The sequence below is a fragment of the Planomonospora sp. ID91781 genome (genome assembly GCF_015711595.1).
GTDB classification, from domain to species: domain Bacteria; phylum Actinomycetota; class Actinomycetes; order Streptosporangiales; family Streptosporangiaceae; genus Planomonospora; species Planomonospora parontospora.
The window spans coordinates 1,380,166-1,400,872 of the sequence record NZ_JABTEY010000001.1 but is presented as its reverse complement, the minus strand read 5'-3'; the positions used below and the strand labels follow the sequence as shown (position 1 = coordinate 1,400,872).

Below are 20,707 nucleotides of genomic sequence, written 5' to 3'. Positions count from 1 at the left end.
TCGAGCGAGCTTTTGGCTTGAAGGTTCATCTGGGGTCGAACCAGCGTGCGGGGCTCACCCAGCCGGCACAGATCGATTAGGGGGACCCGCGTGGCGGGAGGTCAGGCCACTCCGTTCCGTTCCCAGCTTCTCGTGCAGGCGCTCCGCTACCGCAAGCCTCTGATCACCGTCTGCGTGCTGCTCGGCACCCTCCTCGGCGTGGGAGCGGCCCAGCTGATGCCGCAGAGCTACAAGGCCTCCACGACCGTGCTCATCATCCCGCTCAGCGGCAACCCCTACTCCCCCGAGGGCAGGGGCGACGACCTGATCAACCTCGCGAGCGAGACCCAGCTGGTCACCGCCGACACGGTGATGAACCGGGTGGCGAGCACCCTCGGCGGCAGCGTCGACCGGGCCTCCATCCCCGACCGGGTGACGGTCGAGGTCCCCGCCAACACCCAGACCCTCCTGATCACCTTCACCGCGGGCGACCCCGACACCGCGAGCAAGGGCGCGGCCGCGTTCGCCAACAGCTACCTCACGTATCGCAGGAACCGCTCAGAGTCGATCATCGACGGCAAGATCAAGCAGGTGGAGGAGCAGTCGGCCAAGGTCGACGCCAGCCTCCGGAAGGCCACCAACGACCTGTCCTCCGGCAAGCTCTCCTCGGCCCGGCGCACCTACCTGACGCAGCGGGTGACGCAGTTCACCAACCAGCTCGCCGTCCTCGAGGAGCAGGCCAACGACCTCGCCAGCACCCCGATCTTCCCCGGGCAGGTCATCTCCTCCGCCCCCGCCTCCAGCGGATCGAGCCTGCTCGGCACGCCCGAGCTCGGGGTCGCCGGCCTGCTCGCCGGCCTGCTCGGCGGCCTGGGGCTGGGCATGCTGCGGGAGTACGGCGACGACCGCCTGCGCGACGCCGAGTCCGTGGAGCGGTACGGCGTGCCGGTCCTGGCCGTCAGGAGCATGCCCGTGCAGCCCTACGAGCCGCTGACGACGCCGGACTCGCAGGACGACGAGGAGCTCCGCAAACTCCGGGTGGCGGTGCTGACCAGGATCACCGACATGCCCGCCTCGATGCTCGTCGCAGGCGTCTCCGGAAACGACCACGCCGCGCGGCTGAGCGCCGACCTGGCCCTCGCCCTGGGCGCGGGCGGGACCGAGACGATCCTCATCGACGCCGACCACACCGCGACGCCCAGCGCGTCCGCACTGCTCGGGGCGACCATCCAGCGCGGGCTGACCGACGTCCTGCTCGACCACGACGACCCCCAGGCCCTGCTGCGCGAGGCCGGCCCCCAGACCCAGCTCCTGCCGCAGGGCACGGACCTCAAGAACGCCTCCAGCCACTTCCTCGGCCGCGGGCTCTTCCAGACGGTGAACGTGTTCCGGCACGGCGCCGACCTCGTCATCGTCACCGGCCCTCCGCTCGACGACCCCGACGGCCAGGCGCTGAACATGGTCTCGTACGCCACCCTGCTCGTGATCACCGCCGGCGTCACGCGGCGGCGGGAGGTGCGGGCCGCCTACGCCCAGGCCGAGCAGGCCGAAGCGAAGATCATCGGCGCGGTCGTGCTGACTCCGCCGAGCCGGCGCGAGCTGCGCGCGGCGGCCGCCCGTGAGGCCTCGCGGGCCACCGCCGAACCGATCCTGGTGGAGTCCTCGGTCATGTCCGCGATCAGCGCGGCGGAGCCCCGGGACCGGGCCGACGAGGCCGAGGTCGTCATAGAGGACCCGGAGGTCGTCGACGAGGACGCCGTCGTGGAGGAGCCGGAGATCGTGGTGCTCGACCTGCCCGACCCCGACGACGAGCCCAGGCCGATGACCGACGAGGCTCCGACCATGGCCTTCCCCCGGATCAACAACGACACGCCCGCCAAGACCGGCCGCTCGAAATGAGCCAGCCGGGCAACCTGGCCTCGATGGCCAGAGGCGGCTCAGTCAACCTCGTCGGCGCCGCGGTGACCGGAATATCCCAGTTCGCTCTCGTGCTGCTGGTCGCCACCCTGTACTCCGCGGAGCTCAGCGGCGCGTTCTTCGCCGCCACCTCGGTCTTCCTCATCCTGGGCGCGCTGTGCGAGCTGGGTTGCGACGTGGGGCTGCTGCGCTGGGTGCCCCGCCATCTCGCGCTCGGCCGTACCCGCGACGCGGCCCGCTGCGTCGACGCGGCGCTCATCCCGGTGGCGGGCGTCTCGGTCCTCGTCGCGGCGGGCCTGTTCGCCGCCGCCCCCTTCCTCGCCGCCGTGCTCGACGGCGCCCGGACCGGCCAGACCACGTCCATGCTGCGGGCGCTGGCGGTCTTCCTGCCCGTCATGGCGGCGGCGAACGTGCTGCTGGCGGCCACCCGCGCCCACGGGAAGATGCGGCCCACCGTGCTGATCGACCGGATCGGGCGGCCGGTGGCGCAGATCGGCGGCGTCGCGCTGACCCTCGTCCTCGGTGACGAGCCGGCGCTGCTCACCCTCATGTGGGCCCTGCCGTACCTCCCCGCGCTCGCGGCCGCCGCGTGGTGGTACCGCGGCCTGCGCCGGACGAGCCCGCCCCAGGCCGAGCCCCCGGCGGCGATCCGGACGCTGGCCGCCGAATACTGGCGCTTCACCGCGCTGCGGGCGCTGGCCAGGGTCTGCCAGACCGCGCTCCAGCGGGCCGACATCGTGATGGTCGCCGCTCTCAGCTCGCCCCGCGACGCGGCGGTCTACACGGTCGCCAGCCGCTTCGTGGTCTTCGGCCAGCTCGGCACCCAGGCCGTGCAGCAGGTCATGCAGCCCGTCGTGAGCCGTCAGCTGGCGCTGGACGACCGCGCGGGAGCCCACCAGACGTTCTCCGTGGCCACCGTGTGGACCGTTCTACTGACGTGGCCCGTCTACGTGACGACCGCCACCGCCGCGTCCCTGTACCTCTCGCTCTTCGCCGAGGAGTACCACGCCGCGGGGGTCCTGCCGGTGCTCGTCCTCTCCCTGGCGATGATGTTCGCCACGGCCGCGGGTCCCGTCGACACGATGCTGCTGATGAGCGGCCGGAGCGGCCTGAGCCTGCTGAACACCGCCGCCGCGCTCGTGATCGACGTGGCCCTCGGGCTGGTGCTCATCCCGCGGTTCGGCGTCCTCGGCGCCGCCGTCAACTGGGCGGTCTCCATCGTGGTCCGCAACGTGCTCTCGTTCGTCCAGGTCAGGGCGGCGACGGAGATGACGCCGCTCAGCCGCGGCCTCGCCTGGGCGACCGGCGCGACGGTCCTCTCTTTCGGAGGACCGCTGCTCCTGCTGCGCCTTCTCGGCGCTTCGACACCCGTGCTCTTCGCCGGCTTGGTAGCGTGCGCTGCGATTTATGTAATCCTGCTGTGGAAAATCCGTGAACGCGTCTCCCTCACCGCGCTGTCCGCCCTGCTCCGGCGGCGCACGCGCAGGGTCGCCGCGGCTCCGGTGATCGAGGAGGTCTGATGTCGGCTCTGGCCAACCTTCGTGCGGTGCGGCGGCGCTCACGCGTCGTGCTCCGCCGGCTGACGGGGCCGTCGCCTTCGCACGCGCTCATGTCCGCGGCGAAGTCCCTGCCGATCCCGGCGAAGGTGCGGGTCCAGCTGTCCACGGCCCTCCTCCGCCAGCGCGGCTCGGTCACCGTCCCCATCGACCGGCTGCTGCTCGGCGCGCAGAACGGGTGGACCGCCACCGAGTTCAGCACCGGGACCGGGGACATGCTCTGGGGCTCCACCCCCGTGTCCGAAGGCCCCCACGTCGCACTGCTGCGTCTCGCCGACGGCCGCGAGCCGTCCGACGAGGAGATCCTCGACAGCCCGTACGGCACGCTCGCCCGCCGCGCCGTCGCCACCGGCGGCCGATACTTCTGGGCGACGGACGACGCGGGCATCGTGGAGACGGCCCGGGCCTTCATCGACCGGCACCGCGGAGGCGCGCCGCAGGCGCCCCGGACCTACCAGAGCGGGCCGGACGACCCCATCCTCGTCGCCCCGGTCAAGTGGTCCGGTTACTACCAGGTCCTGGACGGGCACCACCGGCTGGCGAGCGCCGTGCAGCGGGGCGAGCGCAGCGCCGAGGTGACCGTCAAGCGGTTCCCGGTGACGACCCCGCTCCAGGACCACCTGCTCCGGATGAGCTGGCTCGACGGCACGCGGGAGCTGTACCAGCCCATCGACGCCCCCGAGCTGGCCGAGAGCTGGCCGACCGTGCGCAAGTGCACCGACCGGCGCGACAAGATGCGCGAGTTCCTGGGAGACCCGGCGGGCCTGAGCTACCTGGACGTGGCGAGCTGCTACGGCTGGTTCGTCTCCGAGATGGGCAGGCTCGGCATGGACGCCCACGGGGTCGAGCGCGACCCGCTGGCCGTGCCCCTCGGGCAGGCGGTCTACGGCCTGCCCGCCGGGGCGATCGAGACCGGTGACTGCGTGGAGATCCTGGGCACGGCCGACCGTACCTGGGACGTGGTCTCCTGCTTCAGCCTCCTGCACCACTTCGTGCTCGGCCGCGCCTCGGTCGGCCCGGAGGAGCTGCTCAGACTGCTCGACCGGGTCACCGGCCGGGTGCTGTTCCTCGACACCGGCCAGGAGAACGAGGCCTGGTTCAGGACCTCCCTGGCCGGTTGGAACCCCTCCATGATCGCCGACTTCCTCCGGCGCAACACCACCTTCTCGAAGATCGTCGACCTGGGGCCGGACGACGACGCCGTGCCTCCGTACGCCGACAACTACCGGCGCCACCTGTTCGCCTGCGTCCGGGAGGACCGATGACAGCGCGCCGCAGCCTGTTCGGCGGGGCCGCAGCCCTCCTCCTGCTGCTGTCGGCCTCCTGCGCCACCTCCGAGGCCACGCGTCCCGCGTCCTCGGAGAGTTCCGAGACCCCGGCGTCCACGGTGGCGGGCGGTGTCTGGGCCACCGGCTGGAACGCCGACGGACAGCTCGGCCATCCCACCGAGGAGATCGCGACCGCGCTCGGCCAGGTCCGGGGCGTCGACGGCGGGTCCGCGCTCGACCGGGTCACCGCGGTGGCCGCCGGCGGGCGGCACTCCCTCGCGCTCCTCGACGACGGCTCCGTGGTCGCCTGGGGGGCCAACGACTTCGGCCAGCTCGGCGACGGCACCACCACCGACCGCTCGGAGCCGGTGGCCGTACGCGCCCCGGACGGGCGGGACGGCGAGCTGAAGAAGGTCGTCGCGCTCTCCGCCAACAGTGACTTCTCCATGGCGCTGCTCGCCGACGGGAAGGTCGTCACCTGGGGGAAGGGCGACGCGGGGCAGCGCGGCATCGGCAGCGAGACCGCACCGCCCACGCCCACCACCGTGCTCGCCCCGGACGGTTCGGGTCCGCTGACCGGGGTCACCGCGATCGCCGCGGACGGGCGGACCGAGCTGGTGCTGCTCGAAGACGGCTCGCTGCTGTCCTGGGGCGCGAACAAGTACGGCATGGTCGGTGACGGCACCACCGAGGACCGCTCGCTCCCCGTCCCCGTGCGCGGACTGGACGGCGCCGAGCAGCTGACCGGCGTGACGGCCATCACCATCGGCGGGCAGCACGGGCTGGCGCTCCTCCAGGACGGCTCGGTCGCCGCCTGGGGCTACAACGACATGGGCCAGCTCGGCACCGGCGACTACAAGACGCGCATGACCCCGGAGCTGGTCTCCGGCCCCGGCGGCCGCGCCCCGCTGCGGGGGGTCATCGCCGTCTCCTCCGCGGAGAAGCACAACTTCGCCATACTGAGGGACCACACCGTCGTCTCGTGGGGCAACAACACCGCGGGCCAGCTCGGTGACAACACCCTGGAACGCCGCACGACACCCGTCCAGGTCGTCGGCGCCAACGGGGAGGTGCTCCGCGCGGTCCGCAGCGTCTTCGCCGGTGAGGCGTACGGCGCCGCGATCCTCGACGACGACACGGTCCGGACGTGGGGCGCGAACGGCAAGGGCCAGCTCGGCTCCGGGGACCGGAACCCCCGCAGCCGCTCGGGCCCGATCGTCCTGGCCGGCGGGGAGCAGCCGGGCAGGGCCGTCACCGCCGCGGCGGGCGAGCGCCATCTGCTCCTGGTGTTGCAGCAGGCCTACTGACAGAAGGGCTGAGGATGAGACGTACCGGGTTCGTCGCACTGGCCACGATGGTCGCGATCGCATTCTCCGCCTTCCCCTCCGCCGCGGAACCCGTCCCGGGGTGGGAGGCCGTCCCCGAGGCCACGGCGCCCGTTCCGGGGTGGGGACCCGATCCCGAATGGGAATCCGGGGCCGCGGAGCCCGCCGTGGAGCCGGAGGCCGCGGAGCCCGGGACCGCGGAGCCTGAGACCGTGGAACCCACCGCGGAGCCCGGGACCGCGGAGCCCGTTCCGGGACCGGAGTCCTCCCCGGAGACCGCGGGGTCCGCCCCGGAGCCGTTCCGCGTCCAGGGGCGGAAGCTCATGTTCGGCGCGGTCGGGCAGTACCGCGAGGAGATCCTCGGCCGCGAGCAGGAGCTGGGGCAGCCGCTGGAGGCGGTCCGGGTCTTCAAGCGCTGGGACGAGCCCGTCTTCAACGAGCACCAGGTCTGGGCGCGCGACACCGGTCACACGATCTTCGTCTCCGTCAAGTCGCGCCGCAAGGACGGCAGCGACATCCGCTGGCGGGACATCGCCGACGCGCAACCCGGCAGTGAGCTGCACTCGGACATCGTGCGCCAGGCACAAGAGCTGCGGGACTTCGGCGCGGTGGTCTACTTCACCTTCAACCACGAGCCGGAGGCGAAGGGCTCCCGCGCCATGGGCGAGGGGGCGGACTTCGTCGACGCCTGGCGGAAGATCGTCGATGTCCACTGGGCGCAGGGCGTCCGTCTGGCCCGCTATGTCTGGACGGTCACCCCGGTGGCCTTCGACCGTACCGATCACACCTCCGCCGAGCTGTTCTACCCGGGCGACGACTACGTCGACCACATCGCCGCGGACGCCTACAACTTCTACAACTGCAGCAACCCCGAGGGAAAGTGGCTCAGCCTCGCCGAGGTCATCGAGGGCCACCGCCGGTTCGGCCTGCGCCACCCCGACAAGGGACTCATGCTCCTGGAGTGGGGCTCCGTGGAGGACCCGGCGCAGCCCGGCCGGCGGGCCGAGTGGCTCGCCGACGCGACCCGGACGCTGCTGAGCCCCGGCTACGAGCAGTACCGCGCGGTCCTCGCCTGGGACGCGCGCAACCTGGACGAGGAGTGGGCCTGCGACTTCGACTACGCCTCGACCTCCGACGCCCTCGCGGCGTGGCGGGAGATGGGGAGCCACTCCGCCTTCGGTGCCGAGGGCCCGTGCGAGATCGGCGACTGCGTACGCATGACGGACTTCTTCGCTCCCTCCCGCCAGGCCATGCGGAGCCGTCCCGTACGCCGCGGGGGCCGGCGGGCGCGCTGAACGGCGCATCCACCGGCCCCCGCGACGGGAACCGCCCGCTCAGTAGGCTCCGACGCCGCGGGTGACCGCGGACCAGGTCTTCCACAGGATCTGCAGGTCGAGCACGAGGGACCAGTTCTCGACGTACCTGAGGTCCAGCCTCACCGACTCCTCCCAGGTCAGGTCGGAGCGGCCGCTCACCTGCCACAGGCCGGTCATGCCGGGCTTGACGAGCAGGCGCCGGCGCACGTCGTCGCCGTACTGGGCCACCTCCTCCGGAAGCGGCGGACGCGGTCCGACCAGGGACATGTCGCCCCGCAGCACGTTCACCAGCTGCGGCAGCTCGTCGAGCGAGTAGCGGCGCAGCCAGGCGCCCACGGGCGTGACCCTTGGATCGTTCCTAATCTTGAAGAGTACGCCGTCACCCTCGTTGAACGCGGCCAGCCCGATCTTGATCTGCTCGGCCTCCGGGATCATGGTCCGGAACTTCAGCACCGTGAACTCCCGGCCGCCCTTGCCGACCCTGGCCTGCCGGAACAGGACGGGACCGCGGCCGGACACCTTGATGAGGGCCGCCACGACGAGGAGGAGGGGCAGCAGCACCAGCAGCGCCAGCGCCGCGCCGATCCTGTCGAAGCCCCCCTTGACCAGCTGGCGGATGCCGTCGAGGTCGGGGTGGGCGACGTGGAGCAGTGGGAGCCCCGCGACGGGGCGGATGTTGATGCGCGGGCCGGCGACCTCCATGAGCGCGGAGGCGACGTAGAGGTCGGTGCCGTCCTCCTCCAGCCGCCACGCCAGCCGCCGGAGGGCGGTCCCGTCGAACTCGGGGCAGGAGAGGACCGCGACCGTGTCCGCACGGACCTCCCGGACGGTCTCGGGCACCGTGGAGAAGTCTCCGAGCACGGGGAAGCCGTCGAACTGCCGGGGCCGGTCGGAGTCCTTCGAGGGCACGCACGCCGCGACGATCTTCATGCCGTGGTGCGGCTTGCGGCTCAGCTGCGTGTGGAGTTCGAGGACCGGCGTCCAGTGCCCGACCACCACGACCCGGCGCATGCAGGACCCCTCGTAACGGCGGCGGTGCAGCCGCTGGCGCAGGCCGTACCGGAGGAGGGCGTCCAGGAAGCCTGCGAGCGGGATCCCGATCATCACATAGCCGCGGGCGATCGGGGTCTGCGTCGCGTAGGCGATGATGGCCACCGCCGAGGCGACGCCCAGCGCGGCCCGCAGCACCTTGTGGTACTCCTCGGGACCCTCTCCGAGGTAACGCTCGTCGTAGCCGCCCACCGCGGCCATGACCAGAGGCCAGACGACGACGAGCACGCCCGCCAGGACGATCTCCAGGAAGCTGAGATAGCCCAGGAACCACCGCACCACGACGACGCCCGCGAGCGACACGACCACGCAGGCGACGTCGGCGAGCGCCGCCGTCAGCACATACGACCGCACCCACTCCGCAGGACCCGTGCTCGGACGTGAAGCATCGACTTTTTCACCAGCAACAACGCTCATACACCCTCGCCGCGCACTTGATCCACACCATGCACAACAGACGCCGCTGCAGGTGCCGTGGTTCACACCTTACTCAGCCTTGTCATCCATATGCTTAATGATAGGAAGAGCAGGTTTTAAGATGAACTCCACCTGCTTGTCCACATCTGGTCACCCATCTGTGAACATCTCCTGTAGACGGAGGACCACGGACGTTAAGGAGAGGTCGCGCCGTCTCCCGGCGGTCGGCGTGACGTCCCGTGAGACAAGGGGATGCAGTTCCGGGATGTGCGGCTCCTGCGGCTGAGGGCACAGGGCTTCTTGTCAGCTCTTGCCGTTGACGGCCCGCCCCGGGATCGTTCCATACGAGCGCGCCTGCGTTCGCGCTCCGGCGCGAGCGGACGGAACGTGGAGGACGGCGTCAGGTTCCGGCGGAGCCGGTCGCCCGGCCCGGCGGCTCGGACCGGCTCGACTCGACGGCTCGGACCGGCTCGACTCGACGGCTCAGCCCGGTTCGCGGGCACGCGTCTCAGTCGTACTCCAGATCCGGGAGGGCCGACGGCGGCTCGGGACTGCGCCAGACGACGACCGCGGAGTCGTCCGCGGAGTCCACCGCCGCGCTGAGCCGGTCGACGTCGAAGTCCGGAAGGTAGCGGAGCCTCGTGAGGAAGGCGGCGTCCGTCGCCGACCGGGGCACGACGCAGCCCTGGCCGTCCCGGTCGAGCAGGATGTACAGGATCTCCGCGTCGCTCTCGCCGGCGATCCGCACCTCGACGACGTCCTCCCACGCGAGGGCGTCGACGCTGCCGTCCGCGTAGTGGCGGGTCACGCCTTCTTCGGTGACGTAGACGTAGGTATCCGGCACTGAGTTGCCGTGCATGGCCGCGATTGTGACGACTCCGGGGCTCTCCACGCAATAGAGCCGCGCGAGCCGGACGGTCACCGCCGCTTGCGGATCACTCCCCGGGGGGCGCGCCCCAGCCGTGGTCGAGGTGCGCGGCGACCGCCCGCCGGGCGGCCTCCTGCGATCCCGCGCCGATCGCGTCGAGCAGGTCCCGGTGCTCGGCCACCAGCACGTCCCGGTCGGCGTAGGAGTCGCGCAGCCGGACCAGGCCCAGCCGGGTCTCGGCCGCCAGTGCGGCGTAGAGCCGTTCCAGCCGGGGACTGCCCACGGCGACGATCAGGGCCTGGTGCAGCGCCATGTGCTCGGCCACCACGTCGGACCAGGGCGCGTCGCCCGGCAGCGCGGCCATCCGTTCCAGCGCCCCGTCCGCCTCGGCCACCCGCCGTCCGGCCAGCGAGGCGGCCATCAGGTCCTCCAGCGGGCGCCGGACGAACATCAGATCGTCCAGGTCCTCCCCCGTCACCTCGGCCACCTGGGCGCTGCGGTGCCTCTCCCTGCGGAGCAGGCCCTCGTGGACCAGGGCGGCCAGCGCCTCGCGGACGGTCGGCCGGGCCACCCCGTAAGCGGCCGAGAGCTCCTGCTCGGGCAGGGCCGTGCCCGGCGGGATCTCCCCGGAGAGCACCCGGCGGCGCAACTCCTCGGTGAGCGCGGTGACGGCGGAGACGGGGCGCAGGGGGACGGTCACACGGGAAGCCTATTGCCGGGACCCCGGCCCGGCGGTCCGCACGTCGTCGGCGAGCGCGCCGCCGGGAACGGAGGCGACGGCCGCGCCGTCGGAGGCGGGGACGACGGTCGCATCGCCGGAAGCGGAGGCGACGGCCGCACCGCCGGGACGTACCGGCGCGCGCCGTTCGGGGAGGGCCGCGGCGACCAGGCCGGCTCCCAACAGCAGCAGGCCGGCGGCCGAGACCGGGGTGAACCTCTCGCCGAGGACGGCGACACCGAGCAGGGCGGCGACGGCGGGCTCGGCGAGGGCCAGGGTCGCCGCGGTCGCCACCGGGGTGGTGCGCAGGCCTCTGCCGTACAGGACGTAGGCCAGGGCGGTGGTGGCGCAGCCGAGGTAGAGGGCGGCGAGCAGGCCGCGCGGCTCGGCGAGCCAGCCGGCGCCCGTCCAGAGCAGGACCGGGAGCATGACCAGGCCCGCCCCGCCGAAGAGCGCGCCCATGACCGTGTCCGAGGAGACGCCGGAACCGATCACCCGGGCCGCCGCCACCGCGTAGAACGCGTAGAGCAGCCCGCCGAGGAGCGCGAGCAGGACGCCGTCCGCGCGGACCTGCCCTCCCCCGCCGGTGAGTACGGCGCAACCCGCGACCGCCGCCGCGGTCGCCCCGGCCCAGCGCCGGGTGGGGGCGACACGGTCCAGCGCCCAGGAGAGCAGACCGGTGAAGACCGGCCCGCTGCCGATGGCGACCACGGTGCCGACGGCCACACCGGTCCGGCTGATCGCGGCGAAGTAGCAGAGCTGGTAGGCGGCCACCCCCAGCGCGGCTGCCAGGAGCAGGCCCCGGCGAGCCGGCACCCGTACGGCGGGCCCATCCGCGGTGACGGCCGCAGTGGCGACCGCGGTGGCGACCAGCACCAGGCCGCCCACCACCAGGCGGGCGGCCGCCACGGAGATCGGGTCCACCCCGGAGACGAGCAGTCCGGCGGTCCCCGCGGTGCCCCAGAGCACGGCGGCGCCGAGAACGGCGAGCTTCATGGAAGCATTGTCAGACAACCAGACAATCAAAGTCCAATTGTTTGTGACCTGGCCGAAGACGGCCGGTCCACCATCGTTTCCTCCGAGTACGAGCGGGTAGCTTCCCCCGCGTGGGATTCCGGGGCACCGGCGCCGGGGACCACGACGCTCCCGCCGGCGACCTCGTCACCGGTCCTTCGTCATCGACACCCGCGGAGGTGGCCTCGTTGTCCAGGGGAACGTTCGAGGAAGGCGCCGAGGCCGCCTTCCGGCAGAGGATCGGCACCGCCACGCCGCACCGGCTGGACGGCTCGGAGATCACCACCTCGGCCGAGGCCATGACGGCCATCGCCGAGGCGCTGTCGTTCCCCGACACCTTCGGCAACAACCTCGACGCGCTGTACGACTGCCTGACCGACCTGTCCTGGTTGCCGCCCGGCGAGCACGCGCTCGTCTGGACGAAGACCGCGGTCCTCAGGGACGTCGACCGCCCCGCCTACGACGCGATCCGGACCGCGCTCTCGGAGGCCGTGACCGACGACACGCCGGAGAAGGCCTTCCTCTCCGTCTTCCTCCTGACCGACTGAGCCGTCGCCGCACAGTGGGCGCAGAACGCGCCCTCCCGGCCCTCGCGGCACGTGCAGGACCACCGCAGCACCCCGTCGGCCACCTGGAGGTCCACGCACGCGGCGGAGTCGTCCACCTCGGCGATCACCCGCAGCGGGCCGAACCTGACCAGCTGCACGGCCCCCGACTGCTCGAGCTCGTCGCCCCTGGTCAGCACGGCCTGCGCCGCGCGGGCCAGCTCTGCTCCGGCCAGCTCCGCCATCCCTGTCATGGACGCCTCCCCTAATCCTCAGGAAAGACGTGCCCGGAGTGCCCGCGGTTCCGCATTACCTCGGGGACACAGAACTTTTCTCCCCAGGGGCGTCGCGGAAGGGGGTCGCGCGTCCCTGGCCGCGCGTGCTCCGCGTTGCTACAGTTTCGCCACCGTTAACCGCGCATATCCACGATGCGAGGTATTGTGACCCGCCGCACATATTCGATCAAGACCAAGATCTTCACTCTGCTCCTGGTCCCCCTCGTCTCCCTCGTGACGATCTGGGGTTTTGCGGCGGCGATCACCCTGCGGAGCGGCCAGGAGCTTCTCGTCGTCCGCACGGTCCACGAGCACGTGACCGTCCCGACCCGCGCGTTCGCCACCGCCCTGCAGCACGAGCGGCTGCTGTCCCTGACCTTCCTGGGCGACCCGGCGGCCTCCCGTTCCGCGCTGGACGCCCAGCGGTCCAGGACCAACACCGCGCGCGCGGAGCTCGACCGGATGTCCGCGGAGGGCCGGACGGACATCCCCGGCCCCCTGTGGGAGCGGATCGTCCGGCTGCTGACCGCGGCGGACCGGCTCACCGAGGCCCGCAGCGGGGTGGACACCCGCTCCGCCGGGCGGCTGCAGACCCTCGACGCCTACAGCGAGATCGTCCAGCTGGCCTTCGACGTCTACGAGAAGCTCCGGATCTCCGCCGACATCGACCTGATCGACCAGGTCCGGGCAGCCACCGTGGTCGGGCGGAGCCGCGAGATGCTGAGCCGGCAGGCCGCGATCGTCTCCGGGGTCGTCTCCGCCCGTGCCATCGGCGCGCAGGAGCGCGCGCGGTTCGCCGAGCTGACCACCAGCCGCAGGCTGCTCCACTCGATCGGCGTCAAGCAGCTCGACGAGGAGTTCCAGGCGTCCTACGCGCGCCTGGCGACCTCGCCGGCCCACTCCGCCTTCGAACGCGTCGAGAACACCTTCACCACCGCGGCCCGGCCCGAAGCCTCCTGGGCGACGGCCGCCATCGCCCTCTCCGACACCCTAGACCGGCTCGCCGGCGACATCAGCCAGCGCATCGCCGACCGCGCCGAGCCGATGGCCGCCGGAACCCTGATCCAGATCGGCGTCGCCGGCGGGCTCGGCCTGGTCGCGGTCGCAGCCTCGATCTTCGTCTCGGTGCGTTTCGGCCGCCGGATCGGCTCCGAGCTCGTCGGCCTCCAGCAGGCGGCCCTCGACCTGGCGAACCGGCGCCTGCCCGACGTGGTCGCGCGGTTGCGCAGGGGCGAGGACGTCTGCCCGGTCTCGGAGTCCCCCGCGCTGAACCACGGCACCACCGCCGAGATCGTGAGCGTCGGCGAGGCGTTCTCCTCGGTGCAGCGGACGGCCGTCGAGGCCGCCGTCGGCCAGGCCGAGATGCGCAAGGGCGTGGGCAAGGTCTTCGTCAACCTGGCCAGGCGCAGCCAGTCCCTCCTGCACCGGCAGCTCGCCATGCTGGAGACGATGGAGCGGCGGGCCACCGACCCGGAGACCCTGGAGAACCTGTTCGCCCTGGACCACCTGACCACCCGCATGCGGCGGCACTCCGAAGGACTGATCATCCTGTCCGGCTCGGTGCCCGGCCGCGGCTGGCGGACCCCGGTCGCGATCTACGACGTGGTCCGCGCCGCCGTCGAGGAGGTCGAGGACTACCGCCGCGTCACGGTCGAGGTGCCGCACGGCCCGGCGCTCGCCGGCACGGTCGTCACCGACGTCGTCCACCTGGTCGCCGAACTGGTGGAGAATGCCGCGATCTTCTCGCCCCCGAACACCCCGGTGCTCGTGCAGGGCGAGCCCGCCGCCCGGGGGTACGCGATCGAGGTCGAGGACCGCGGCCTCGGGATGAGCCCGGAGGAGATGGCCCAGTTCAACGAACGCCTGGCGCACCCGCCGGAGTTCGACCTGGCCGACAGCGACCGGCTCGGCCTGTTCGTCGTCGGCAGACTCGCCGCCCGCCACGGCATCCGCGTCTCCCTGCGGCCGTCACCGTTCGGCGGCACCACCGCGATCGTGCTCATCCCGGACGAGCTGGTCGCCGAGACACCGGAGCCGCCCGCCGAGCGGCCGGTCCAGGTCGAGCGGGCCGAAGGGACCGAACCGGTCGAACAGGCCGAGCGGCCCGAACCGATCCGGGCCGAACCGATCCGGGCCGAGCCGGTCCGATCCGAGCGGGCCGCCGCCACGGGCGGCGGCCTGCCCAGGCGTGTCCGGCGTACCGTGCCCGGGCAGGCCCCCCCGCGGCAGGCCGTACCCGGCGGCATGCCGCAGCGGTCACGGCACCCGGACGGCGAAGAGCCGCCCCCCGTGCCGAGCCGCGTCCTGGCGTCGTTCCGTGAGGGATGGCGCCGTGCCGAGCAGGAGGGTGATGGGAAATGACGGAGCGCTGGCTCGACCAGGACGCCGGACCGATCATCCGCCCCTACACGGTCACCAGGGGACGGACCCGGCCGACCGGCGCCCGGTTCGACCTGATCGCCACGGTCTCGGCGACCGGGTCCGCGGCCCCCGGCCTCTCGCCGGAGCACCGCAGGGTCCTGGCGGCCTGCCGGCGGCCGATCTCGGTGGCCGAGCTGGCATCCGGCACCGGCTTGGCCGTCGGGGTCGTCGGCGTCCTCCTGGGGGACCTGCGCGACGCCGGGCTGGTGACCGTACGGACGTCATCGGGCGGGGCGGAGCCCCGGGTGGACCTCCTCCGCGACGTCCTGGCCGGGCTGAGGACCCTCTGACCCGCTCCCGCGGCGGCCCGTGACCGCCGGAACCGGCCCCTCGACCCTCAGAACCGGTCGGCCCTCAGAACCGGTGGGCCCCTAGAACCGGCCCTTCGGCTCTCAGTCCGTGGCCAGCCGGGCGTGCCGCTCCACGTCGTGACGTTCGTCCCCGTACTTCAGCTTGGCCCGCTCGATCCCCTCGGCCGTGAACCCCGCCCGCACCGCCACCGCGCACGAGGCGGGATTGTCCAGCCGGTGTCCCAGTTCGAGACGGAACAACCCGCGCTCCCTGAAGGCCCACTCGGCCAGCGCGGCCGCCGCCGCCGTCGCGACACCCCTGCCCCGGGCGTGCGGCGAGGTCCAGTAGGAGACCCACCCCGTGTCGTGGGCGTCGATGTTGCTCACCGCCACGTTCCCGACGACCTCGCCGTTCACCGTGACGGCGAAGGCCTGCGCGTCGTCCCGGAAACCCCAGAAGCCCATCCACTCCAGCGCGGCCTCGGGCGTGTCGATCGGCCCGGCCGCCTGCCGGGCCATGTCCGGCACGGCGAAGGCCGCGAGCACGGCGGGCACGTCACCGGGGTGCCAGCCCCTCAACCTCACCTCGACCACGCGAACACCCTACCGATCGCCGCCGGAGCGGAACGACGCCGGATTCGATCTTCCCGCACCCGCGCCTCTTGTGAGAGCGCTCCCAGAGGGAGCATCATGGCCCCATGACGATCGTCCGGCCGTACCGCGCCACCGACCGCGCCGCGCTCTACGACATCTGCGTGCGCACCGCCCACGAGGGCGGCGACTCCCGGCACATCTACCCCGATCTGGAGTTGATGCCGAGCATTTTCGCAGCTCCCTACGCCGAACTGGAGCCCGACCTGACCTTCGTCCTCGATGACGGGGAGCGTGCCGTCGGCTATGTCCTGGGCACCGCCGACACCCCCGCCTTCGTCGAGGCCTACCGGGCGTCCTGGCTGCCCCGAATGAGAGAGCGCTTCCCCGCTCTGGACGGGCCACCGTCCACGCCGAGCGAGGTGATGATCGATCTCATGTACCGCCCGGAGCGCATGATCGTTCCCGAGCTGGCCGGATACCCCGCGCACCTCCACATCGACCTGCTCCCGGACCACCAGCGCAAGGGCCACGGGCGCGCGCTCATGAACGCCTTCCTCGACGCGCTGCACCGCAAGGGCGTCGAGTACGTCCACCTCGGCATGGTCACCGCCAACACCGCGGCCCGCGCCTTCTACGACCGGCTCGGCTTCCACGAGATCCCCGTCGCCGACGCGGGACCGCTCACCTATCTCGGCCGGAGAACGGACCGGACAGCGCCGCCCACTGCAGAAGCATGATCGTCTTGGCGTCGGAGATCTCCCCGGTGGAGATCATGTCCAGCGCCTTGGCGAAGGGCAGCTCCACCACCTCGATGTCCTCGCCCTCCCCGGCCACCCCGCCGCCGCCGGAGGTCCTGTGCGCGGTGCTGTACGGCGCGGCGAAGAAGTGCACGCGCTCGGTGACGGAGCCGGGGCTCATGTAGACGTCGAAGACGTGCCGGACCTCGCCGATCTCGCAGCCCGTCTCCTCGGCGGCCTCGCGCCGGATCGCGGTCTCCGGGTCGTCGTCGTCGAGCAGTCCCGCGGCGGTCTCCAGCAGCATGCCGTCGGGGTGCCCGTTGACGTAGACCGGGTAGCGGAACTGCCGGGTCAGCAGGACCGTTCCGCGCCCGGCGTCGTAGAGCAGCACGGTGGCGCCGTTGCCCCGGTCGTAGGTCTCGCGCTCCTGGGTGTCCCAGGAGCCGTCCGCCCGCAGGTAGTCGAACGTGGTCCTGCGCAGGACGTACCAGCTCGACGAGAGGAGCTCCACCTCCCGCACCCGGACCCCGGGGTTGCCGGTCAGGTCCAGTCCCTCCCGGTCCAGCCCGGTACGGCCCCGCCGGTCGGGGACGTCGATCCCCGGCACCCCACCCGACACGTTTCTCCCCCTCGGTCCCGCCCCGCCCCGGCCCGGCCTCACCGCGCGGCCGGGTGATTCCGACTCCGCACTGTACATGAGCACAATGCGCCCGAAGCCGGGCGACGGTCAGGCCGGCGGACCGCCGGCGGCAGGTCGGCGGGCCGCGGGCCGGCGAGGCGGAGGACGGGTCAGCGGACCGCCAGCCTCGCCAGGCCCGGGTAGTCGGTGACGATGCCGTCGCCGTCGCAGACGAGGTCGGCGCTGAAGCCCTCGCTCTCGAAGCGCACGGAGTCCGGCCCGAGGTGCGTGTAGCTCTGCGGGTGGTGGACCACGTGCAGGTGGGGCACCTGGACCAGGGCCATCACGAAGCCCATCCGCCCCTGGCTCCGCAGCAGGCCGTGGCGGAGCACCGGCATCGTGTTGGTCAGCGGGGACAGGGCGAGGTCGCAGTCGAGCGCGTCGTTGAGGCCCATCATGTCCCCGCCGGGCTCCGGCCCTTCGAGCCCGCCCTCGCACTTGGTCTCGCACGACCAGATGCCGTCGGTGCCGCGCCGCAGGTCGAGCGCGCGCGCCCAGCCCGCCCCGTGCGCCCGCACGGTCAGCAGCTCGGTCACGTACTCGGCCGAGGTGCGCAGGGAGTACTCCAGGCGGTAGGGCACCGGATCCGTCCCGATCGCCACCCCGACCGCCGTCAGCCCCGACGAGAGGTCCACCTCGGCGTACTCGGCCCCCTCGTCCTTCATCCACACGAGCCCGCGCATCGCGCCCTCCTTCCCGCAGAACCCTCCAGCTCCTCCGTGCCCCGGAGAACCGGGGTGAACCACGCACCGGCGGAAGGCCGCACGGGCCGCCCCGTCACACGGCGGAACCGGCCAGCGGCCGCTCCTCGGCCGCCGGAGCGGCCGGGACGGTCCGGGCGGCCGGGGCCGCGGGCCTCGCCCGCCAGTCGAGGGGTGCACGGCGCTGCCGCCGGCGCAGGGTGAGCACGGCGGCGGCGGTCAGGACCGCGACCAGGCAGATCAGGTTGACGGAGTAGAGACCCTCGCCGGGAGCGATCAGCCGCTCGTTCAGCATGTCGTACCCGGCGTGGAAGCCGACGGCGAGCCAGAGCTCCCCGGTGGCCATCCGGCAGGCGACGAGCACGAACCCGAACGCCGTCGCCTGCGCCACGTAGAGCAGCTTCTCCTGGAGGGAGCCGGCCCCGCTCTGGGAGATGATGTGCAGGGCGCCGAAGAGGACCGAGGTGACGGCCACCGTCACCCACGGCGGCAGCGATTCGCTGAGGTGCCGGAACAGATAGCCCCGGAACCACAGCTCCTCCGGTACGGCCTGCACCAGCAGGGCCGCCGGCACGGTGACCGTGAGCCAGGCCGGGACGCTCGCCAGGGAGGCGTCCGGGGCCCAGTCGGCGGCGCCGAGAGCGACGCACAGGGCGTTCGCCGCGCAGACCGCGGCGGCTCCCGCGGCCGTCCCGAGCAGTGCCCTGGCGGCCGCCCGGCGGGAGACGGCCAGCCCGAGCTCGGTCCAGGGGCGGCCCTCGACGACGCGCTGCACGCACCAGGTCAGGCCGATCGCGCAGGCGGTCACCCCGGCCCCGGCCACCAGGTAGAAGGCGTCCGCCGACATTCCGGGGATCAACGAGACGAACAGGACGGTGAAAATGGACGCGAAGAGGCCCGCCACGGTCAGAGCGGACCGCCAGACGGGTTCGAGACGATCGGAGCGCATGCGCCAAAGCTAGGAACGGCGACCCTCCGGACGCATGAGGCGTGGGCATTCCGCACCGTGGCTTGGACCATGTCTGGCCTCGCCCATACCGTCCCGTGGTCCGCCTTGGCGATCCCCTGACGCGCGGACGGACCGGTCCGTCACCCGCCCACCCGCACGTAGTCCACGGTCATGGTGCTGTCCAGGTCCGCCGCCGGACGGCCCGCCTGCGACCCGACCGCGATGTTCAGGATGACCTCGGCGGGCGAGCCGGACGGCACGCGGTACGGGAGGACCCGCACGAGCCTGCCGTCGATGCGGAACCACACCCGGCCGGACGGGCCCGTGGTCCACCTGACCTCGTACACGTGCCAGCGGGTGGCGTCGACGCCGTACGCCCCTCCGGCGCCGGAACCGGCACCGGAGGTGTGCACGTGGTACTCCGGATCCCAGGCGGCCCCGTTGAGACCGTTCTCCATCAGGTCGATCTCGCCGTAGTGCGGCGTCTTGGCCGCCGGCGTGCCGAGCAGCCAGATCGCCGGCCACGCTCCGGCCTGCCGGCGCGACAGTTTCGCCCGGACCCGGAGGGTCCCGCCCGCCCGGGCGACCCTGGAGACGAGCCGCGCCGAGGTGTACCTCCGCGCCACCCCGTCCGCGCCGACGTACTTCTCCCGCCGGGCGTTGATCACGAGGTGGCCGGCGCCGTCGAGTCGCGCGTTGCGGCCACCGGCGGTGTAGCACTGCTTCTCGGCCCCGCGCCCCCACATGCATCCGGTGAGCTGCTTCCACTTCGACGCCGAGGGCGCGCTCCCGGCGGGGCCGGTGAACTCGTCCCGGAAGGAACGGACCCCCGCAGCCGAGGCGTCCACGTCCCCCGGCGCCTCCGCCCCGGACGGCTGACCCACCGCGTCATCGGGCGCCTCCGCCCCGGGCAGCCCGCCCGCCGCCTCCCCGGGCGTCCCCATCCCGGGCAGCCCACCCGCGATCTCCCCCGCCCCCGGCAAGGGCACCGTGCCGACTCCGGGCGTCCCCGGCAGGGGCACCGTGCCGGTTCCGGGCGTCCCCGGCCAAGGCGGATCGTCCACCCCGGCCCCGGCCTGCACCGGCGTCCCCGCCCCCAGGAGCAGGGCGGCCGCCGCGGTGACCGCGGCCCGCCCACCGGCTCCCCTGAGCCCGCGGACCGTCATCGGACGCGCTCCCGGCGGGGAAGCCGGGGCCGCCTGCAGCCCGGCAGGACATCGGACCACCCCCGTGGCGGGCGGTGCGGACGAAGCCGCGTCCTCTTCTCCGGTCCCCGTTCCTCACCCACGACGTCCCCATCTGCAGCACCGTCACCGACAGCAGCAGTTATGTCGCAGATAGTCATCACACAAACACTAAGAGTGCCCAAGTCAGGACATCCAGGGAGAATGGATAGATCACCCAGAAGGCAGAGGAGCGTCCCAGCCGGTCCGCGAGCCCCACCGGCCCACGAGCCGGGCCGGTCCGCCCCACAACCCGCGAGCCCTACCGGCCCGTCCTACAGCCGGTAGTCCCAGTCGACCCGGCCCTCGCGGAGGTCGGCGACGAGACTCCGGACGTAGTCCAGCTCGGCCCGCACCGCCGCCCGCTGGTATTCGGACTCCACGAGGAAGACCCGGGGCAGGAAGGCCGCCCCTTCGGCCAGGTCGGCGTCCAACGCCGACAGCCGCCCCTCCAGGGAGGTCAGCCGCTCCTCCAGCGCCTCCCTGACCTCGTCGGGCCGGAGCACCGGCAGGAAGGCGAGCGCCGCCGGGAACTCGGGGAACTCTCGGGCGGGAGTGGAGAGCATCGTCCGCATCCAGTGCCGCAGCGTCTCCCGGCCCGCGTCGGTCGGCTCGTAGACGGTCCGCTCCGGGCGGTTCTCCTCGCGCAGGGTCTCCCGGACCGCGATCAGTCCGTCGCGGAGCAGCCGGTCGATGGTCTGGTAGACGCTGTTGCGCTGCGCGACGTTGACCACGTCGCCCTTGCGCCGCTCCTTGATCAGCTGCTGCATCCGGTACGCGTGCATGGGCTCTTCGGCGACCAGGGAGAGCAGCGCCATCGCGAGAGGGGACCGTCGTGAGGACATGGCGCCATCGTAGGGCTGGC

Annotated in this window: 20 protein-coding genes; 9 read left to right on the top strand and 11 right to left on the bottom strand. The window is 72.6% G+C overall.

Annotated features, from left to right (window positions below):
• The first annotated feature begins 90 nt into the window (after positions 1-90).
• Genes HS048_RS06540 through HS048_RS06520 form a run of 5 tightly spaced genes read left to right on the top strand, consistent with a single transcriptional unit; the run spans position 91 to position 7,340 of the window.
• On the top strand, positions 91-1,878 hold the full coding sequence (locus HS048_RS06540; protein WP_196466441.1) for a Wzz/FepE/Etk N-terminal domain-containing protein: 1,788 nt from the start codon (positions 91-93) through the stop codon (positions 1,876-1,878).
• Positions 1,875-3,416 carry a lipopolysaccharide biosynthesis protein gene (locus HS048_RS06535; RefSeq protein WP_196466440.1) on the top strand — a complete coding sequence of 514 codons (1,542 nt, stop codon included), beginning with the start codon at positions 1,875-1,877 and terminating at the stop codon, positions 3,414-3,416. Before HS048_RS06540 ends, HS048_RS06535 begins: the two co-directional genes overlap by 4 nt.
• A complete protein-coding gene (locus tag HS048_RS06530) occupies positions 3,416-4,717 on the top strand; it encodes a ParB N-terminal domain-containing protein (protein WP_196466439.1) in 1,302 nt (433 codons plus the stop codon). The genes HS048_RS06535 and HS048_RS06530 overlap by 1 nt, the downstream gene beginning before the upstream one ends.
• A complete protein-coding gene (locus tag HS048_RS06525; protein ID WP_196466438.1) occupies positions 4,714-6,027 on the top strand; it encodes a chromosome condensation regulator RCC1 in 1,314 nt (437 codons plus the stop codon). The genes HS048_RS06530 and HS048_RS06525 overlap by 4 nt, the downstream gene beginning before the upstream one ends.
• 14 nt (positions 6,028-6,041) lie before the next feature.
• On the top strand, positions 6,042-7,340 hold the full coding sequence (locus HS048_RS06520) for a glycosyl hydrolase (RefSeq protein ID WP_196466437.1): 1,299 nt from the start codon (positions 6,042-6,044) through the stop codon (positions 7,338-7,340).
• Between the two features lie 39 nt (positions 7,341-7,379).
• On the opposite strand, the gene HS048_RS06515 is transcribed toward HS048_RS06520, so the two are convergent.
• The 4 genes from HS048_RS06515 to HS048_RS06500 form a co-directional block, all read right to left on the bottom strand.
• Positions 7,380-8,765 carry a sugar transferase gene (locus tag HS048_RS06515; RefSeq protein WP_374058754.1) on the bottom strand — a complete coding sequence of 462 codons (1,386 nt, stop codon included), beginning with the start codon at positions 8,763-8,765 and terminating at the stop codon, positions 7,380-7,382.
• A gap of 571 nt (positions 8,766-9,336) precedes the next feature.
• Entirely contained in the window at positions 9,337-9,687 is a 351-nt protein-coding gene (locus HS048_RS06510) for a hypothetical protein (RefSeq protein ID WP_068898282.1), read from the bottom strand.
• A gap of 76 nt (positions 9,688-9,763) precedes the next feature.
• On the bottom strand, positions 9,764-10,396 hold the full coding sequence (locus HS048_RS06505) for a GntR family transcriptional regulator (protein ID WP_068898280.1): 633 nt from the start codon (positions 10,394-10,396) through the stop codon (positions 9,764-9,766).
• A gap of 9 nt (positions 10,397-10,405) precedes the next feature.
• Positions 10,406-11,410, bottom strand: coding sequence for a DMT family transporter (locus HS048_RS06500; RefSeq protein ID WP_196466435.1), 1,005 nt, complete (start codon positions 11,408-11,410; stop codon positions 10,406-10,408).
• A gap of 110 nt (positions 11,411-11,520) precedes the next feature.
• Here HS048_RS06500 and HS048_RS06495 point away from each other — a divergent pair, with 110 nt between their 5' ends.
• Positions 11,521-11,976, top strand: coding sequence for a barstar family protein (locus HS048_RS06495; RefSeq protein ID WP_307832379.1), 456 nt, complete (start codon positions 11,521-11,523; stop codon positions 11,974-11,976).
• On the opposite strand, the gene HS048_RS06490 is transcribed toward HS048_RS06495, so the two are convergent.
• On the bottom strand, positions 11,886-12,227 hold the full coding sequence (locus HS048_RS06490; RefSeq protein WP_196466434.1) for a hypothetical protein: 342 nt from the start codon (positions 12,225-12,227) through the stop codon (positions 11,886-11,888). The genes HS048_RS06495 and HS048_RS06490 overlap by 91 nt on opposite strands.
• A gap of 174 nt (positions 12,228-12,401) precedes the next feature.
• On the opposite strand from HS048_RS06490, the gene HS048_RS06485 reads away from it, so the two are divergent.
• Together HS048_RS06485 and HS048_RS06480 are read left to right on the top strand one after the other, a co-directional pair.
• Positions 12,402-14,609 carry a nitrate- and nitrite sensing domain-containing protein gene (locus tag HS048_RS06485; protein WP_196466433.1) on the top strand — a complete coding sequence of 736 codons (2,208 nt, stop codon included), beginning with the start codon at positions 12,402-12,404 and terminating at the stop codon, positions 14,607-14,609.
• On the top strand, positions 14,606-14,959 hold the full coding sequence (locus HS048_RS06480) for a DUF742 domain-containing protein (RefSeq protein ID WP_196466432.1): 354 nt from the start codon (positions 14,606-14,608) through the stop codon (positions 14,957-14,959). Before HS048_RS06485 ends, HS048_RS06480 begins: the two co-directional genes overlap by 4 nt.
• 102 nt (positions 14,960-15,061) lie before the next feature.
• On the opposite strand, the gene HS048_RS06475 is transcribed toward HS048_RS06480, so the two are convergent.
• Complete coding sequence (locus tag HS048_RS06475) at positions 15,062-15,553, bottom strand: GNAT family N-acetyltransferase (protein ID WP_068898270.1); 492 nt, start codon at positions 15,551-15,553, stop codon at positions 15,062-15,064.
• Positions 15,554-15,657: 104 nt separating this feature from the next.
• Here HS048_RS06475 and HS048_RS06470 point away from each other — a divergent pair, with 104 nt between their 5' ends.
• Positions 15,658-16,290: a GNAT family N-acetyltransferase gene (locus HS048_RS06470; protein WP_196466431.1), complete on the top strand. Its 633-nt coding sequence runs from the start codon at positions 15,658-15,660 to the stop codon at positions 16,288-16,290.
• Here the strand turns inward: HS048_RS06470 and HS048_RS06465 are convergent.
• The 5 genes from HS048_RS06465 to HS048_RS06445 form a co-directional block, all read right to left on the bottom strand.
• The gene (locus HS048_RS06465) at positions 16,235-16,909 is read right to left on the bottom strand and encodes an NUDIX domain-containing protein (protein ID WP_196466430.1); all 675 of its coding nucleotides are present in this window, start codon (positions 16,907-16,909) and stop codon (positions 16,235-16,237) included. The two genes, HS048_RS06470 and HS048_RS06465, sit on opposite strands and share 56 nt — an antisense overlap.
• 170 nt (positions 16,910-17,079) lie before the next feature.
• Complete coding sequence (locus HS048_RS06460) at positions 17,080-17,652, bottom strand: putative glycolipid-binding domain-containing protein (protein ID WP_068898264.1); 573 nt, start codon at positions 17,650-17,652, stop codon at positions 17,080-17,082.
• Positions 17,653-17,746: 94 nt separating this feature from the next.
• On the bottom strand, positions 17,747-18,619 hold the full coding sequence (locus HS048_RS06455) for a CPBP family intramembrane glutamic endopeptidase (protein ID WP_196466429.1): 873 nt from the start codon (positions 18,617-18,619) through the stop codon (positions 17,747-17,749).
• Between the two features lie 140 nt (positions 18,620-18,759).
• Positions 18,760-19,785 (bottom strand): family 16 glycosylhydrolase, encoded by a 1,026-nt coding sequence (locus HS048_RS38460; protein WP_196466428.1) that lies wholly within the window; start codon positions 19,783-19,785, stop codon positions 18,760-18,762.
• 332 nt (positions 19,786-20,117) lie between these two features.
• Positions 20,118-20,687, bottom strand: a complete 570-nt coding sequence (locus HS048_RS06445) for a PadR family transcriptional regulator (RefSeq protein WP_230880754.1) — start codon at positions 20,685-20,687, stop codon at positions 20,118-20,120.
• Between the last annotated feature and the right edge of the window lie 20 nt (positions 20,688-20,707).